Below are 16,960 nucleotides of genomic sequence, written 5' to 3'. Positions count from 1 at the left end.
GAGCTAACTGCTACGCGGATCGCATTTGCTGCACACTCACCGCGGCACATCAAAGGTTTCAGCCGCGGTAGAGGCGGCTGCGGGTGGCGCCCTGGTTGAGCACTGAGTCGAGCAACTTATCGAACAAGGTTGAGGCGTTCTTTGCCGATTCGCCGGGCCACTGGTGGATGGGGTGGGCGGCTCCCTGAATCTGTTGCCAATTGGCCTGCTCGGGGATGGTGGGGGAGAGTAGCAGCTCACCAAACATTGTCTTCATCTCCGCCAAACGGTACGTGTGCTCGTTCGAGCCACTGCGAACCCTGTTCGCCACGATCCCGGCAGGCACCAGCGACGGCGCAAACTCGCTGCGGAACAATTCGATGGCGCGCATGGTGCGTTGGGTTCCCGCCACGGAGAACAAACCAGGCTCGGCCACAAGCAACACACGGCTGCTGGCCGTCCACGCCATACGCGTGAGCCCGTTCAGGGACGGCGGGCAGTCAATAAGGACCAGCTGGTACGGGGCCGTTCCGTCGCGGTCGGCATTGGCCAGGACGGTGGACAGGCGGCGCAGGTCACGCTTGCCCAGGTCGGGGCGGTCATAGATGCCACTGAAGGCAGAGCCCATGGCGACGTCCAGGACAGGGGGGCGACCGGCGTCGTTGGTGTGGGCAGACAACCAGCCACTTGGCACCACGTTCGCGCCAAGATTGGCCTTGCGGGCGCCCTTGATCAACTGGCCAATATCCAGCTGGCCGTTGGCGCTGACGCCGAGCCCCGTGGTGGCGTCGGCATGCGGATCGAGGTCGATCACCAGCGTGGGGATACCGGCTGCCAGTGCTGCTGAGGCCAGGCCAAGGGTGACCGACGTCTTGCCGACGCCGCCTTTGAGGCTGCTGATGCTGACTACTTGCACGGAAGAACCATAACCTTTGCGTTGCGTACTGAAATCTTGGGCCATCTGCGTATTCTGTCAGTGCTGCCGCCGAGCTCTACAATAGCTGTGGAACGTTCGCGACTTGGAGAACCCATTGACAAACACCCCAGACAAATTGACCGGCAGTCAGCACTCAAACAGCTTAGTTTCGGCCGCATTTAGTGACCGACACATAGGGGTTAGTACACAGCCCCACATTCATCATATGTTGAGCACCCTTGGATTCGGCTCTTTGGAGGAGCTTTCGGTGGCCGCGCTGCCGGAATCGATCTACACCACCGAGCCCATGAGCCTCCAGGCTGCCGTCTCCGAAGAGGCGATGCTGGTTGAATTGAAGGCTCTGGCGGCGAAAAATACCGTAAACAAGTCCTTCATCGGACAGGGCTACTACGGTACGCACACCCCCGGTGTGATTCAGCGCAACGTTTTGGAAAGTCCCGCCTGGTACACGGCTTACACCCCGTACCAGCCGGAAATTTCCCAGGGCCGCCTGGAAGCTTTGCTGAACTTCCAGACAGTAGTCTCCGACTTGGCCGGCATGGTCACCGCCAATGCTTCCATGTTGGATGAAGGAACCGCCGCCGCCGAGGCCATGGCCCTGATGCGACGCACCAACCGCACAGCACCGGCCGACGCCGTATTCCTGGTTGACGCCGACGTCTTCCCGCAGACACTGGCCGTCATCAACACCCGGGCCAAGGCTATGGGCATCCCCGTACTTGTGCACGACTTTGACGCCGAGCTGCCCGCGACTGAGTTCTTCGGAGTGCTGCTGCAGTACCCGGGCGACTCCGGACTTGTGCGTGAGATTGCCCCGATCATTGCGGCCGCGCACGCACGCAAGGCCGTGGTGGGCGTCGCCGCCGACCTGCTGGCCCTGACACTGCTGGAATCTCCCGGCGCGCTCGGCGCCGACCTTGCCGTGGGTTCCTCCCAGCGCTTCGGCGTCCCCATGGGCTTTGGCGGCCCGCATGCCGGATACATGTCGGTACGCCAGGGTCTTGAACGCGCACTCCCGGGCCGCCTGGTGGGCGTGTCAAAGGATGCTGCCGGAAACCAGGCCTACCGCCTTGCCCTTCAGACTCGCGAGCAGCACATCCGCCGCGAGAAGGCCACCTCCAACATCTGCACCGCCCAGGTGCTGCTGGCTGTCATGGCCGGCATGTACGCCGTCTACCACGGCCCCGAAGGCCTGCGGAAGATCGCAACCCGGGTGCACGCCATGGCCCAGGCCGTTGCCGATGCCGCAACCGCGTCGGGCCACACCGTGGTTCACGCGAACTTCTTTGACACCGTCAAGATTGCCGTGGCGCCCGGCAGCGGACACTCCGCCGCCGAACTGGTGGCAGCGGCCCACCGCGCCGGATACTTGCTGCGCCAGGTGGGCCACGACCACCTGCAAATTGCCGTAGACGAAACGACCACCGAGGCCGACGTCGCTGCTTTAGCTGGCCTGCTCGGTGCCCCGGCGCCAGCTGTTGCCGAGGATTTGGCCGCCTTGGTGCTTCCCGCACCAGTCCGGGCCACGGAGTACATGAGCAACGCCGTGTTCCATGCACACAACTCCGAAACGCAGATGCTGCGCTACCTGCGCAAGCTCTCCGACGCCGACTACGCACTGGACCGCGGCATGATCCCGCTGGGCTCGTGCACTATGAAGCTGAACGCCACCGCCGAAATGGCCGCCGTGACCTGGCCCGAATTCTCCAACCTCCACCCGTTCGCGCCAGCCTCAGACACTGTGGGCATCGTGGAAATGGCAACGCAGCTGGAATCCTGGCTAGCCGAAATCACCGGCTACGACGCCGTTTCGGTACAACCCAACGCCGGCTCACAGGGCGAATTTGCAGGCCTCATGGCCATCCGCGCGTACCACGTGGAAAACGGCAACGCCGACCGGGACATCGTCCTGATCCCCACCTCTGCGCACGGCACCAACGCCGCCTCCGCAGTCATGGCCGGACTCAAAGTGGTCGCCGTCGCGACAGATGGTTTCGGCAACATCGACATCGACGACCTCAAGCGGCAGATCTCCATTCACGAGCACGCGCTGGCGGCCATCATGGTCACCTACCCGTCCACACACGGCGTGTTTGAGACCTCCATCAGCACCATCTGCGCCATGATCCACGACGCCGGCGGCCAGGTCTACGTGGACGGAGCAAACCTCAACGCACTGGTGGGCTTGGCCCAGCCGGGCAAGTTTGGCGCGGACGTTTCCCACCTGAACCTGCACAAGACCTTCTGCATTCCGCACGGCGGTGGCGGCCCCGGCGTGGGTCCCGTTGCCGTGGGTGCCCACCTGGCCAAGCACCTGCCAGCCCGCGAACTTGGGCTGGACTCCTCCGTGGGCCTGGTGTCCAGCGCGCCATACGGCTCGGCGTCGATCCTGCCGATCTCCTGGGCGTACATCCGCATGATGGGCCCGGACGGCCTGCGCCTGGCCACCCAGACGGCAATCCTGTCCGCCAACTACATTGCCCGCCGCCTCAGCGAGCACTACCCGGTGCTGTACACGGGTGCCCACGATCTTGTGGCGCACGAGTGCATCCTGGACCTGCGCGGCATCACCGCCGACTCGGGCGTCACCGTGGACGATGTAGCCAAACGCCTGATCGACTACGGTTTCCACGCACCAACCATGTCCTTCCCGGTTGCAGGCACCCTGATGGTGGAGCCCACCGAATCCGAGGACCTCGGGGAGATCGACCGTTTCATCAATGCCATGATCTCAATCCGCAAGGAAATAGCCGCCGTTCAGGACGGCCTGTGGCCCGCCGCAGACAACCCCCTTGTCAACGCCCCGCACACGGCTCAGTGCCTGACGCAGGACTGGGACCACCCGTACAGCCGTGAGGACGCCGTCTTCCCGGCCGGCGTGGACCCACGCGCCAAGTACTGGCCGATCGTGCGACGCATCGACCAGGCCTACGGCGACCGCCACCTGGTCTGCTCCTGCCCGTCCATCGAGGAACTAGCCGAAGTGTTTTAGTCCCCACGCCCTCCCAAGGTCCCTCGGGCGCGTGGGCCCAACGATTTGGATAAGTTGGGAACGTCGGCGAGCCCGGTTGGGGCCCCTCGGGGCCGTGGGCCCAGCGATTTGGGATCCTTTGGGGTGCTTGTATTACGTGTCTGACAGTGATCTGCGCCACGGCATTTGGCGTCATCGGTGTGGTTCAGCGAGACTGGCACCACTTTATTGTTTTCGACAGTCGAACCCGGTGCTGTGAAAATGTGCCTCAATAGGGCGCGTTCCTTGCCGCCTGATAGCAACATTCTTACCGATCCATCTACTGTTACCTCAGTAATGGGACGGCCAAGCCAGCGTTCACATAGGAGTGAGATGTTTTCAAAGATTCTGGTTGCCAACCGCGGCGAAATTGCCATCCGTGCCTTCCGCGCCAGCTACGAGCTCGGCGCCAAGACTGTTGCTGTGTTCCCCCACGAGGACCGCAACTCCTTCCACCGCCAGAAGGCTGACGAGGCCTACCTGATCGGCGAAGAGGGCCACCCCGTCCGCGCCTACCTGGACGTTGCGGAAATCATTCGCGTAGCCAAGGAATCCGGCGCCGACGCGATCTACCCGGGATACGGCTTCCTTTCGGAGAACGCGGGCTTGGCCGCTGCCGCCCGCGACGCCGGAATCACCTTTGTGGGCCCGCCGGCCGAGGTGCTGGAACTGACGGGCAATAAGTTCCACGCCCTGAACGCGGCTCGCAAGGCCGGCATCCCGGTCCTGAAGTCCAGCGAACCAAGCTCCGATCTCGAAACCCTGATAGCCGCAGCCGATGAGATCGGGTTCCCGATCTTCGCCAAGGCAGTCGCCGGCGGTGGCGGTCGCGGGCTGCGCCGCGTGGACACCCGGGAGGAACTGCCCGAGGCACTCAACGCCGCCATGCGCGAGGCAGACGCCGCCTTCGGTGACCCCACCATGTTTCTTGAGCAGGCAGTACTGCGCCCCCGCCACATTGAGGTCCAAATCCTGGCCGATGGCGAAGGTAATGTCATCCACCTCTTCGAGCGTGACTGTTCGCTTCAGCGCCGCCACCAAAAAGTGGTGGAGATTGCCCCGGCGCCCAACCTGGATGAAAACATCCGCAAGGCCCTGCACGCCGACGCAGTGAAGTTCGCCAAGGCCATGGGTTACGTCAACGCCGGAACCGTCGAATTCCTGGTCGACACTGTGGGGGAGCGGGCCGGCCAGCACGTCTTTATTGAAATGAACCCCCGTATCCAGGTGGAACACACCGTCACCGAGGAGATCACCGACGTCGACCTGGTCCAGGCCCAGCTGCGCATTGCCGCCGGCGAAACCCTGGCAGACCTTGGCCTGAGCCAGGACACCGTCTTCGTCAAGGGTGCGGCCATGCAATGTCGCATCACCACCGAAGACCCCGCCAACGGCTTCCGCCCCGACGTCGGCAAAATCACCACCTACCGTTCAGCCGGTGGCGCCGGCATCCGGCTCGACGGCGGCACCATCTACGCCGGCGCCGAGGTCAGCCCGCACTTTGACTCCATGCTGGTCAAGCTCACCTGCCGCGGACGCAACTACGCCACCGCCGTCTCCCGCACCCGTCGTGCCCTAGCCGAGTTCCGCATCCGCGGTGTCTCCACGAACATTCCGTTCCTGCAGGCCGTCATGGAAGACCCGGCCTTCATCGCCGGGGACATTGCCACCTCGTTCATCGACGAACGCCCCGAACTACTCAAGGCCCGTGTCTCCGCCGACCGCGGCACCAAACTGCTCACCTGGCTGGCCGATGTCACCGTCAACAAGCCCAACGGTGAGCTCAAGGTGCACGAGAATCCGGCCCGCAAGCTGCCCGCCGTCGAGCTGGCGGACGCGCCGGCCGGCTCCCGCCAGAAACTTGCCGAGCTGGGACCGGTTGGTTTTGCCGCGGCCCTGCGAGCCCAAACCGCGGTGGCTGTCACCGACACCACCTTCCGCGACGCCCACCAGTCACTACTGGCCACCCGCGTGCGCACCAAGGACCTGGTCGCGGCCGGCCCGGCGGTCTCGGTGCTGACCCCGCAGCTGCTTTCCGTGGAGGCCTGGGGAGGTGCCACCTACGATGTAGCCCTGCGATTCCTCGGCGAAGACCCGTGGGAACGCCTGGCCAAGCTCCGTGTGGCGCTGCCCAATGTTTGCTTGCAGATGCTGCTGCGTGGGCGAAACACCGTGGGCTACACCCCGTACCCGGAAGCCGTTACGGAGGCCTTTGTTCAGGAGGCCGCCACCAGCGGCATTGATATCTTCCGCATCTTTGATGCGCTCAACGACGTGGATCAGATGGAACCGGCCATCAGGGCCGTCCGCGCCACCGGCACCGCCGTGGCCGAGGTAGCCCTGTGCTACACGGGCGATCTGCTGGACCCAGCCGAGACCATCTACACCCTGGACTACTACCTGGAGTTGGCCCAGCGCATCGTTGACGCCGGCGCGCACATTCTGGCCATCAAGGACATGGCAGGGGTGTTGCGCCCCGCCGCCGCCGCCAAACTGGTCACGGCTTTGCGTGAACGCTTCGAGCTACCCGTGCACCTGCACACGCATGACACCGCGGGCGGACAGCTTGCCACCCTTATGGCGGCCATCAATGCAGGGGTCGACGCCGTTGACGTCGCCTCCGCCTCTTTGGCCGGTACCACCAGCCAGCCCTCGGCCTCCGCGCTGGTCGCCGCATTGGCGCACACGGACCGTGACACCGGGATCGACCTGGCCGCCATTAGCTCACTGGAACCGTACTGGGAAGCGGTCCGCCGCGTCTACGCACCGTTTGAGTCGGGCCTGGCTGGCCCCACCGGTCGCGTCTACCAGCACGAGATCCCGGGCGGTCAGCTCTCCAACCTCCGCCAGCAGGCCATCGCCCTAGGCCTGGGGGAGAGGTTCGAGGAAATTGAGGACATGTACACGGCCGCGGACAGGATCCTGGGCCACCTGGTGAAGGTCACACCGTCGTCGAAGGTGGTGGGAGATTTGGCCCTGCACCTGGTGGGGATCAAGGCTGACCCGGCCGACTTTGAGGCCAACCCGCAAAACTATGACATCCCGGATTCCGTGGTTGGCTTCCTTGGTGGCGAGCTGGGCACCCCGCCCGGCGGCTGGCCGGAGCCGTTCCGCACCAAGGCGCTGCAGGGCCGCAGCGTGCTGCGCTCTGTTGGTGAACTCACTGATGAGGACAGCGCCGAGCTTGCCGGGGACAGTGCCACACGGCGCGCCGCCCTGAACAGGCTGCTGTTTGCCGGCCCAACACGCGACTTTGCCAAGGTGCGGGACACCTTCGGTGACGTCTCCGTGTTGGACACCCGCGATTACCTGTACGGTCTTCAGCGCGGCACCGAACATGTGATGCCGTTGGGCCCGGGCGTGCGCCTGATCGCATCCCTTGAGGCCGTCTCCGAGGCCGATGAGAAGGGCATGCGCACAGTCATGTGCACGCTCAACGGCCAGAGCCGGCCCGTTGTGGTGCGGGATCGCAGCATCGAAAGCACCGTGAAGGCTGCCGAACGGGCCGACGAATCGGTGCCCGGCCATGTTGCTGCACCGTTCGCTGGAGCCGTGAGCGTCAAGGTTGCCGTCGGCGACGTGGTTGCTGCGGGCGCAACGGTGGCAACAATCGAGGCCATGAAGATGGAGGCCTCCATTACGACGCCGGTGGGCGGCACCGTGGCCCGGCTCGCCGTCGGCGGGGTGGCCCAGGTCCAGGGCGGCGACTTGCTGGTGGTTGTGGAGGCCTAGATCACCCCACTAATCGGGGTGCTGATAGCACATGTCTGCGCTAAACTAAAATTAATGAGAAGCCACCGCGGCCGGAAATTTACTTTTCCGGCCGCGGTGGCATTTGGCGGCGCAACCGAGGCAGTGGAAAAATGGCCCAAAAGAGCAGCAAGGCAACGAGCTCCGCCAACCCAGTTGGCAAGAACGGTGGGTCCGCGGGAGCGGACAAAACAACAGTGGACAAGGCAGCAACCGGCAAGCCGGTGGGGGAGAAGAAGACAATGGCTAAAACCGTGGGCAAAACAACCGTGCTGGACGAAACGACCGCCGAGGAAACCTCGGGAAGCAAGGTCGGTGCTGACACTTCGGCCACCGCCGCGCCGGCTGCCGACGAGCACGGGACTGACGCCGTGCCGACTGCAGAGGTGCACGTGGTTGATGCCGGGCCGCTGCCTGCAGCCGACGAGCTGGTCCTGCCCGTAGCCGATGCCGCAACTGACCCGGCCTTCACCGGCGTCTTTGAAGCTGTTGCCCAGGTTGAAATGCCAACCCACACGGCAGGCCCGCCACCCGGCGTCGCCGATGCCACGCCCGAAGCGCCGGTGGATGCCCCCGCCTTTCCTCTGACTGCCCCCAGCGCCGCCGTTTCCAGCAGTCCGGCCCCCGTGGTGGCTGCGCCTGTCACTCCGGCGCCAGTAAAGACAACACCCGTCACCGCGGCAGCGGTGGCACCCGTCGCCCCCGTGGCACCTGCACTTCCTGTGACTGCCCCCAGTGCACCTCCTGCGGCCTCAGCCGGAGCGACCCTGGCGGATTCGGTCCCGTGGGAGCCGGCTGAGCATCCGGGCGCCCACGGCACAAGTCCTCGCCGCAAGCGTGAGGACGGTCCGGAACCGGCAGCCGCGTTGACCAGCGATCGACTGCTAACGAAGGTCGCCGCCCCGCCAGTGGGTGGCTGGCGCCGTTGGCTGTTTCAGGTCACCTTTGGTTTGGTCAATGTCGGTGACTCTGACAAGGTTCGGCTAGAGCGGTCGCAGGACAGTCTGATTGCCTCGCGACTGGGTGATCACACCCGGTTCGTCCCGGTTCTTTCGCGCAAGGGCGGGGTGGGGAAAACCACTGTAACCACCTTGCTGGGTATGGTTCTGGCTGATACCCGCGAAGACCGGGTTATCGCCATGGACGCCAACCCCGACCGGGGCACGCTGTCCGACAGGTCCCCCGGGAGCGCCGACTTTACGGCACGCAACCTTGTCCGGGACCGATTCGGTGTAAGCACCTTTTCCCAGCTGTCGGACTATGTGGCCCGTGATGGATCCCGTCTGGACGTCCTTGCCTCGGATACCGATCCCACAGTGGCACAGGCCTTTGACGATTCGGACTACCGGGCCGTGACAGATATTTTGAGCAAGTTCTATTCGATCGTGCTCACTGATTCCGGCACCGGCATGGTGCACTCGGTGATGAAGGGAACCTTGGAGAAGGCCGACGCCGTGGTGCTGGTTTCCGGCGGCAGCGTCGACGAGGCGCGGCTCGCCTCGGAAACGCTTTCTTGGCTGGAGGCGCACGGCCGTCACGACCTGGTCGCCAATGCCACCGTGGTCATCAATATGTCAGGTGGCGAAACGCAGGTGGACATCAACCAGATTGAGAACCACTTCAAGTCCCGTGTTCGCAATGTGTTGCGGATTCCCTATGACAAGCATCTTGCTGAAGGCTCGCGGGTGGAGCTAGCCAAGCTACGCCCAGCCACGAGGTCAGCCGTGAAGGAACTGGCTGCCCTCGTGGTGGCGGAGTTGTTGAAGAGCTAGCTCGGCTTCTTGGCGAGGTAGATTTCTTCCACGACGGCGTCAAAGTCCTTCAGGACCTGGGCCCGCTTGACCTTCAGTGACGGGGTCAGGTGGCCCGAGGTCTCGGTGAAGTCGCTGTCAACGATCCGGAAGGACTTGATGGCTTCCGCATGGGAAACTGTCGAGTTGGCCCGGTCGACTGCTTTCTGCACGGCGGCAATAACAACCGGGTTGACGGCAGCCTGGGCGAGTGAAATTCCCTCCGGCAGGTGGTGCTGCTTGCCCCACATCGGAAGTGCCTCCTCATCAAGTGTGACAAGGGCTGCGATGAAGGGGCGGTTGTCACCAATCACCAGGCACTGAGAGACGACGGCGTCGGCACGGATCTGGTCCTCGAGCATAGCGGGAGCCACATTCTTGCCGCTGGCCGTGACAATGATTTCCTTCTTCCGGCCGGTGATTTTCAGGAAGCCCTGGTCATCGAGTTCGCCAATGTCCCCGGTACGGAACCAACCATCGACAAAGGCTTCCTCGGTGAGATCGTCCCGACCAAAGTAGCCCTTCATGACGCAGACGCCCTTGACCAGGATCTCGCCGTCGTCGGCAATTTTCACGGCATTTCCTGGCAGGGGTGTGCCCACTGTGCCGATCTTGATACGTGCAGGCCGGTTAACGGTGATGGGCGCCGTGGTTTCGGTCAGGCCGTAGCCTTCAAGGATTTGCAGGCCGATGCCCTGGAAGAAGTGGCCCAGGCGTTCCCCCAACGGGCCGCCGCCTGAAACCGCGTGCCGGACGTTTCCGCCCATGGCAGCACGCAACTTGCCGTAGACCAGCTTGTCGAAAACAAAGTGCTTGGCCGTCAGTACCAACGGGATCTTGCCTTCTTGATGGGCGCGAGAATAGTCGATGGCAACCTTGGTGGCGGCGGCAAAAATCTTGCCCTTGCCATCCCCCTCGGCCTTCAACAAGGCCGAGTTGTAGACCTTTTCAAAGACTCGCGGCACGGCCAGAATAAAGGTCGGCTGGAAACTTTGCAGATCCGCCAAAAGGTTCTTGATGTCGGGGGTATGGCCCACCTTTGCACCTGCGGCAATAGACAATACCGAAATGTAGCGGGCAAAGACGTGTGCCAAGGGCAGGAACATGATGGTCTGGGCGCCCGGTGGAACCACGTCCTTGGCCAAGACGGCTAGGGCGTTATCGCTCAGCTCCACAAAGTTGTGGTGCATCAGCATGCAACCCTTGGGGCGTCCTGTAGTGCCAGAGGTGTAAATAATGGTGGCTACGTCATCCAGGCCTGCCGCCGATCGAGCCGTCTCCAAGACCTCATCGCTGACGTCCTTGCCCGCAACCCGGAGTGCATCAAGCCCGTCGCCGTCCATCTGCCACACGTTCGCCAGTGCCGTCAGGTCCTCCGCATGTGCTGCCTGGCGGATGATGTTCTCATGGTTGGCGGTCTCGGCAATGACCGCCACGGCCTGGGAATCTCCCAGATTCCAGGCAACCTGGGACGGAGAGGAGGTCTCATAAATCGGCACGGATACGGCCCCGGCAAACCAGATGGCGAAATCGACTAGCGTCCATTCGTACCGTGTCCGGGCCATGATGCCCACACGGTCGCCGATCTTAATCCCCGAGGCGATCAGGCCCTTGGCCAAGGCGCAAACATCTGCATGGAATTCCTTGGCGGAGATGTCAACCCACACACTGTCGGCGTTGCGGCGTGCGAAGAGGGCCGGATTACTGGCCAATCTTGCCTGACGAAGCACAAATTCGGTGGTGTTCATGGTTCGGGGGCTAACAACTTGGGCTGGGATGGATATCTCGCGCACGCTGGCTCCTTCTAAGTGTGAGGCCACTAGGGCTTTGCATTACTCTATCCGGCGCCGTCAACAAGGCCGGCGAGCGGTATGTTACTCACAAGTAACTTTATGTTAGTTGAGTCACACATACAATTTGATGACTAGGGTCCGTGCCCATTGCATGGGGCTGGCTCGATAGGATTTGGTGATGCAGCAATTCCGTCCCTCACTGACCCCCATGCCCAGATTTTCGCACCGCTCCGTCGGCAGCGGGAAGTTGGCTCTTGGCATCGACATTGGCGGCACCAAGGTGGCTGCGGGGGTGGTGGACGGATCCGGTGTCATCCGGGAGGAACTGCGCCGTCAGACGCCGGGCCGGGACGCGCGCGCCGTTGAAGAGGTCATCGCCGAGCTGGTCCATGAGTTGGGCTCCCGCCATGATGTGCGAAGTGTGGGCATCGGAGCAGCGGGCTGGATGGATCTCGACGGCGGAACGGTCATGTTTAGCCCGCACCTGGCCTGGCGTAACGAACCGCTGCGCAGGAATTTGGAAACCCTCTTGAAGCGGCCGGTGACGTTGACCAACGACGCCGACGCCGCCGGCTGGGCGGAATGGCGCTTTGGTGCGGGCCGTGGACATTCCCGAATGGTGACACTGACGCTGGGTACCGGGATCGGCGGGGCCATCGTCATGGATGGCCGCGTTGAACGCGGCAGCTACGGGATGGCCGGTGAGTTCGGGCATCAAATCATCATGCCCGGCGGGCACCGTTGCGAGTGCGGCAACCGCGGCTGCTGGGAACAATACGCCTCAGGTAATGCCTTGGGTAGGGAAGCTCGTGAGCTGGCCCGGGCAAAATCGCCTATGGCCACCGAACTGCTGGTGGCCGTCGACGGCAAGGTCAAAGACATCACTGGGGCCGTGGTGACCGGGCTAGCCTTGGCCGGCGAGGCGACGTCGTGCGAACTCGTGGAAGAGGTGGGTGACTGGCTGGGCTTGGGCATTGCCAATCTTGCCGCCGCCCTAGATCCGGAGCTGTTCGTCATTGGTGGGGGGCTTTGTGCCGCCGGCGACTTGTTACTGGCCCCGACGCGGCGGGCTTACGCCAAGAACCTCACGGGCAGGGGGTTCCGCCCCGAAGCGAAGATTCTGGCCGCCGAGCTGGGTCCCTCGGCGGGATTAATCGGGGCCGCGGACTTATCCCGGGTGCGTCGGCCCAGAGGCCAGCGCGGTACCAAGCCGCGGACCTGGCTGAGGCCCGCGCCGGGCCGGGAAACCAGCGCCGGGCGCCCGAGCTATTAGACCACGGCTCCGTCACCACTGTCGTGGTCGCGGTTGTTGGGTAGGCGGAATAGTAGGTACCCGGTCCCAGCCAAAAATGCCGCGATGACTCCAAGGACCGCCGGTAAGGGGATGCTGCGCCAAAAGATGGCGGCGATGACCAAAAACAGTGGTCCACCCACGGCGCCGATCCAGGACAGTACTACCGCCGGTGCCGTCCCGGCCAGGCTGGGCAAGTCCTCCGGTACGAATGACTCGTCGGGGTCCTCGGCGTCATAATCACGGGGCCCGGACGGGATTTCAGTGCTGTTCTCGCCCGAGACCTGATGGAGCTCGGCTTCTCTTGGCGCCGGCTCGCTCTGGTCCTCCCACACGCCCAACGGATCGAAGTCAACTACGCCCTTGTGGTCGGGGGCAGGCTTCGGGTTGCTGGGCTCAGCGCTCCGGGTTTTCGGCTCCTCGGGCGAGGAGTCCAGAAGTTCGTCCATGAACTCAGGTGCCTCCAGGCGTGCCACCAGGTCCAGCCAAGCGGCCTCGTCGCCGTCGTTCCCGGCTGAGCCGGTGTTTTCGTGGCCTTGATTAGACGGCATGGGCGTGCCTCCGAAAGAACTCGCTTGACTGCGCAAAGATCTGCTCCGCGTCATGGTCCATGGTGGCCACATGGTAGCTGTTGGTCAGCGGCACCACCTCCAGATCGGCCGTACCGATGTTCGCCTTGATGACCTCAACGCTGGAATCCGGCACCACGTGGTCAACCGTTGAACGGAAGACCAGGGTAGGGGCGGTGACTTTCGGTAGCAGGGAAATAGTGTCGGAGAAAAGCTGGGACAACTCGTGTACGGCGGCCACCGGGGTGCGGGTATAGGCGCCCTCACTTACCCCGGGGCGTTTGATGTCGTCACCAATGGCTGGCACGCTTTTGATGATGTGCTTGAGGAAACCGGAGTACTTTGCCCGGTTGTCGTCGAAGGTCAGGCCCGGATTGACGACGGCGACCCCCGCCACCGGGTGATGGGCTGCTACTCGCAGTGACAGTGCGCCGCCCATCGACATGCCAGCGACAAAAACGGTGTCGCAGCGAGCCGCAAGTTCCAGGTAAGCCGCTTCAAAGTCCCTGTACCAGTGTTCCCACGGTGTGCGGGAGAGGTCCTGCCATGTGGTGCCATGACCGGCCAGCAATGGCATATTCACGGCGAAACCCTGCTCGGCCAGGTACTCGCTCCAGCCGCGCATGCTCACGGGGGAGCCCGTGAAGCCATGGCAAACGGCCACGCCTACCCGGGATAAACTGCCGTGACCGCTTGAGCGGAAAGATTGCGCCGTCGTCATGAGCCCTCCAAAGTGCGAGAAAAGTTGATAGGTGCCAATGACTCAGTACCAAGACCAAAGCGAATGTCTTGGACGCTCTCGGCTCCCTACCTCACTAGACTACTGTTGATACGTTGATTGCGGGGTAACGCGATGGACACGCATGGCTACAATTGGTGGCGCCGGAGAGGAACTCGACAGTGATTTATTGGGTGCTAAAGAAGATCTTTCTGGGACCGGTACTAAAAGTCATCTTCCGGCCTTGGACCAAGGGCCTGGATAACGTGCCCACAGACGGCCCGGCCGTGCTGGCGAGCAACCATCTCTCCTTCTCCGATTCCATCTTCATGCCGTTGATGGTTCCGCGCCCGGTGGTGTTCCTGGCCAAAAGCGACTACTTCACTGGCCGCGGCATCAAAGGCAGGCTGACCGCTGCATTCTTTAGGCTGACCAACCAATTGCCCATGGACCGCTCAGGGGGTGCTGCGTCGGCGAATTCACTGGACACCGGAGTCGAAGTACTCAAGAACGGCGGCCTGCTCGGCATCTACCCGGAGGGTACTCGCAGTCCCGACGGCAGGCTCTACCGCGGCAAAGTGGGTGTGGCCAAGCTGGTTTTGACCGCCAATGTACCCGTTATCCCCGTGGCGATGATAGGCACCGACAAGGTACAGCCCATCGGTAGGCGCATCCCGAACATCCGCCGCCTGGGGATCATCTTTGGCGAGCCAATGGACTTTAGTCGATACCAAGGCCTCCAAGACGATCGATTCGTGCAGCGCTCAGTCACCGACGAGATCATGTATGAGCTGATGCGCCTCTCGGGCCAGGAGTACGTTGACTCCTATGCCAGTACGGTCAAGGACAAATTGGCAGCGGAGAAAGCCGGAAAGCTTGACCCGGCCAAGTCCAGCGAATCTTCCGGCAAGGCCCGCGATGCAGTGCGTGTTGACCCGAAGGATACGGTGGCCCCCGGCACTGTCACAGTGATCGGTTCCAAGGCGGAACCCCGCACCCCGGAGGTCAAGGTGGAGGATGAGCCTGCAGAGTCTGCGCCGAGGACCGGCACATCCGGCATTTCCGACGAAACTGACAGCACTGGAACAACCCCGTAGGGACCTGGAATCCCTGACGCAAACCTGGCAGTTGCCCAGAAACGCAAGCAGGTCCGGCTCCGGCGTCGAACGGCTGAAGGGCTGCTGCGCAGTCTTGCGCCATCTCATGACTTGGACGCGTTAGTAGGGGTGCGCGGATAAGGATAGTCTTTAAGGGTGACTGATCTAACTGCAACCTCAACGCAAACACCCGCAGCCGGAATCTCCGTCCCCGGTGCTGCCGTCTATCCAGGCCTTGACGATTGGCGCAATCTGACTATTGCCCAGCAGCCCACCTGGGCTGAATCGCCGGCTTTCGCGCCAACGGTGAAGGAGCTTTCTTCGCTTCCACCGCTCGTCTTTGCCGGCGAAGTGGACGTTTTGCGTTCCCGCCTATCCCAGGCGGCCCAGGGTAAGGCCTTCTTGCTGCAAGGTGGCGACTGCGCCGAGACCTTTGAAGCAGCCACGGCAGATAAGATCAGCGCCCGTGTTAAGACTATTTTGCAGATGGCAGTGGTGCTCACTTACGGCGCACAGCTTCCCGTGATCAAGATGGGACGCATGGCTGGCCAGTTCGCCAAGCCGCGTTCATCCAATGATGAAACGCGCGACGGCGTCACCCTGCCGGCCTACCGTGGCGACATCGTCAACGGCTACGACTTCACACCGGAGTCTCGTCAACACGACCCCGCCCGGATGCTCAAGGCATACCACACCTCAGCCTCCACCTTGAATTTGATCCGTGCCTTCACCCAGGGCGGCTTTGCTGACCTGCGTTCGGTGCACGAGTGGAACAAGGGCTTCACGGCCAACCCCGCCCATAGCCGCTACGAGAAGTTGGCCAAGGACATTGATAACGCCATCAAGTTCATGGCCTCCTGTGGTGCCGACTTTGAGGCGCTGAAGACCGTTGAGTTCTTCGCCAGCCACGAGGCGTTGCTGTTGGACTACGAGCGTGCGCTCACCCGCATCGACTCGCGCACCGGCCTGCCGTACGACACCTCCGCACACTTCCTCTGGATCGGTGAGCGCACCCGTGACTTGGACCAGGCACACGTCGAATTCCTCTCCCGGGTCCGCAACCCCATTGGTGTCAAGCTTGGCCCCACTACGTCCCCGGACGACGCGCTGCGCCTGATTGAGAAGCTGGACCCGAACCGTGAACCCGGCCGCTTGACGTTCATCACCCGCATGGGCGCCACGAACATCCGTGAGAAACTGCCGAACCTGGTTGAAAAGGTCACCGCTTCCGGTGCCCAGGTGCTGTGGGTGACAGATCCCATGCACGGGAACACCGTCACCTCACCCAACGGCTACAAGACCCGTAACTTTGACGATGTCATCGACGAGGTCCGCGGTTTCTTCGAGGTTCACCAGTCGCTGGGCACCTTCCCCGGCGGCCTGCACGTGGAGATGACCGGCGACGACGTTGCCGAGTGTCTTGGCGGCGCGGACCCGATCGATCAGGAAGCGTTCCTGACCGGTTACGAGTCCGTTTGTGATCCCCGCCTGAACCACAAGCAGTCACTGGAAATGGCGTTCCTGGTCGCAGGGGCACTGAGCCAGTCTAAGTAGTACCTGCGGCCGATGGTCGAGCGCGAGACCCGGGAGGTCAGCTCACCATCGGCTGCAAACTAAAATCATATTTTCGTCGAGGTAATAGGCCCGCGTTGAGACACCCAGCAGCAATGGTTGGGTCTCGACGTGGGCCTGCTTCGTCTGCGCCTATGTAGCTGCCAGTGCCTTTGGAGACGGACCGGTGTCCTCTCCGCTGGGTCCCTCGAGGGTGCTGGTGACTGGTGTCCTCTTGGCGGCTTCTACGGTTGTTGGCCGCGGGTGGGCGTGGGTTTTCTTGCTGTCGTCTAGGGATGTACCGGCTCCATCGCAGGGACCCTGTGCTCGTGTGGTTTCGGCGAACTCTTCTCTGGGTGCCGGTTTTGGTGGGTTCACCGGTGGCGGTGGCGGTGGTCAGGTTTGGGGGAGGCCGTGGTGGTAGGTGTTGCGGCGTTCGCGTTGGGTGGGGTCGATGGTGTAGCTGGGGGTGAAG

At 62.9% G+C, this 16,960-nt stretch carries 10 protein-coding genes; 6 read left to right on the top strand and 4 right to left on the bottom strand.

The window, feature by feature from the left end; all coding sequences use genetic code 11:
- Window positions 1-58: 58 nt before the first annotated feature.
- Window positions 59-895 (bottom strand): ParA family protein, encoded by an 837-nt coding sequence (locus tag CXQ94_RS17395; RefSeq protein ID WP_104091939.1) that lies wholly within the window; start codon window positions 893-895, stop codon window positions 59-61.
- A gap of 193 nt (window positions 896-1,088) precedes the next feature.
- Between CXQ94_RS17395 and gcvP the strand changes: the two genes are divergently transcribed.
- The 3 genes from gcvP to CXQ94_RS17380 all read left to right on the top strand — a co-directional run bounded on the left by gcvP (window position 1,089) and on the right by CXQ94_RS17380 (window position 9,448).
- Window positions 1,089-3,908 (top strand): aminomethyl-transferring glycine dehydrogenase, encoded by a 2,820-nt coding sequence (gene gcvP / locus CXQ94_RS17390; protein ID WP_258067188.1) that lies wholly within the window; start codon window positions 1,089-1,091, stop codon window positions 3,906-3,908.
- Window positions 3,909-4,259: 351 nt separating this feature from the next.
- A complete protein-coding gene (locus CXQ94_RS17385) occupies window positions 4,260-7,658 on the top strand; it encodes a pyruvate carboxylase (RefSeq protein ID WP_104091853.1) in 3,399 nt (1,132 codons plus the stop codon).
- A gap of 131 nt (window positions 7,659-7,789) precedes the next feature.
- A complete protein-coding gene (locus tag CXQ94_RS17380) occupies window positions 7,790-9,448 on the top strand; it encodes a MinD/ParA family protein (protein ID WP_258067171.1) in 1,659 nt (552 codons plus the stop codon).
- Here the strand turns inward: CXQ94_RS17380 and CXQ94_RS17375 are convergent.
- Window positions 9,445-11,259 (bottom strand): long-chain fatty acid--CoA ligase, encoded by a 1,815-nt coding sequence (locus CXQ94_RS17375; protein ID WP_104091852.1) that lies wholly within the window; start codon window positions 11,257-11,259, stop codon window positions 9,445-9,447. The genes CXQ94_RS17380 and CXQ94_RS17375 overlap by 4 nt on opposite strands.
- A 208-nt stretch (window positions 11,260-11,467) precedes the next feature.
- Here CXQ94_RS17375 and CXQ94_RS17370 point away from each other — a divergent pair, with 208 nt between their 5' ends.
- The gene (locus tag CXQ94_RS17370; RefSeq protein ID WP_258067186.1) at window positions 11,468-12,532 is read left to right on the top strand and encodes an ROK family glucokinase; all 1,065 of its coding nucleotides are present in this window, start codon (window positions 11,468-11,470) and stop codon (window positions 12,530-12,532) included.
- Here CXQ94_RS17370 and CXQ94_RS17365 read toward each other — a convergent pair.
- Both CXQ94_RS17365 and CXQ94_RS17360 read right to left on the bottom strand, forming a co-directional pair.
- Complete coding sequence (locus tag CXQ94_RS17365; protein WP_104091850.1) at window positions 12,529-13,101, bottom strand: hypothetical protein; 573 nt, start codon at window positions 13,099-13,101, stop codon at window positions 12,529-12,531. The genes CXQ94_RS17370 and CXQ94_RS17365 overlap by 4 nt on opposite strands.
- A complete protein-coding gene (locus CXQ94_RS17360; protein WP_104091849.1) occupies window positions 13,091-13,840 on the bottom strand; it encodes a carboxylesterase in 750 nt (249 codons plus the stop codon). Before CXQ94_RS17360 ends, CXQ94_RS17365 begins: the two co-directional genes overlap by 11 nt.
- A gap of 179 nt (window positions 13,841-14,019) precedes the next feature.
- Here CXQ94_RS17360 and CXQ94_RS17355 point away from each other — a divergent pair, with 179 nt between their 5' ends.
- Window positions 14,020-14,934 carry a 1-acyl-sn-glycerol-3-phosphate acyltransferase gene (locus CXQ94_RS17355; RefSeq protein ID WP_104091848.1) on the top strand — a complete coding sequence of 305 codons (915 nt, stop codon included), beginning with the start codon at window positions 14,020-14,022 and terminating at the stop codon, window positions 14,932-14,934.
- 156 nt (window positions 14,935-15,090) lie between these two features.
- A complete protein-coding gene (locus tag CXQ94_RS17350) occupies window positions 15,091-16,488 on the top strand; it encodes a class II 3-deoxy-7-phosphoheptulonate synthase (RefSeq protein WP_104091847.1) in 1,398 nt (465 codons plus the stop codon).
- Window positions 16,489-16,960 lie beyond the last annotated feature (472 nt).

Source organism: Arthrobacter sp. GMC3 (genome assembly GCF_002929305.1).
Lineage (GTDB): Bacteria > Actinomycetota > Actinomycetes > Actinomycetales > Micrococcaceae > Specibacter.
This window is presented reverse-complemented; position numbering and strand designations above follow the sequence as displayed.

What these genes read in the sequence shown, in the direction of transcription:
- CXQ94_RS17385 (WP_104091853.1), top strand. Translation starts at nt 4,260, where the DNA reads ATGTTTTCAAAGATTCTGGTTGCCAACCGCGGCGAAATTGCCATCCGT.
- CXQ94_RS17380 (WP_258067171.1), top strand. Translation starts at nt 7,790, where the DNA reads ATGGCCCAAAAGAGCAGCAAGGCAACGAGCTCCGCCAACCCAGTTGGC.
- CXQ94_RS17370 (WP_258067186.1), top strand. Translation starts at nt 11,468, where the DNA reads ATGCCCAGATTTTCGCACCGCTCCGTCGGCAGCGGGAAGTTGGCTCTT.
- CXQ94_RS17365 (WP_104091850.1), bottom strand. Translation starts at nt 13,101, where the DNA reads ATGCCGTCTAATCAAGGCCACGAAAACACCGGCTCAGCCGGGAACGAC.
- CXQ94_RS17360 (WP_104091849.1), bottom strand. Translation starts at nt 13,840, where the DNA reads ATGACGACGGCGCAATCTTTCCGCTCAAGCGGTCACGGCAGTTTATCC.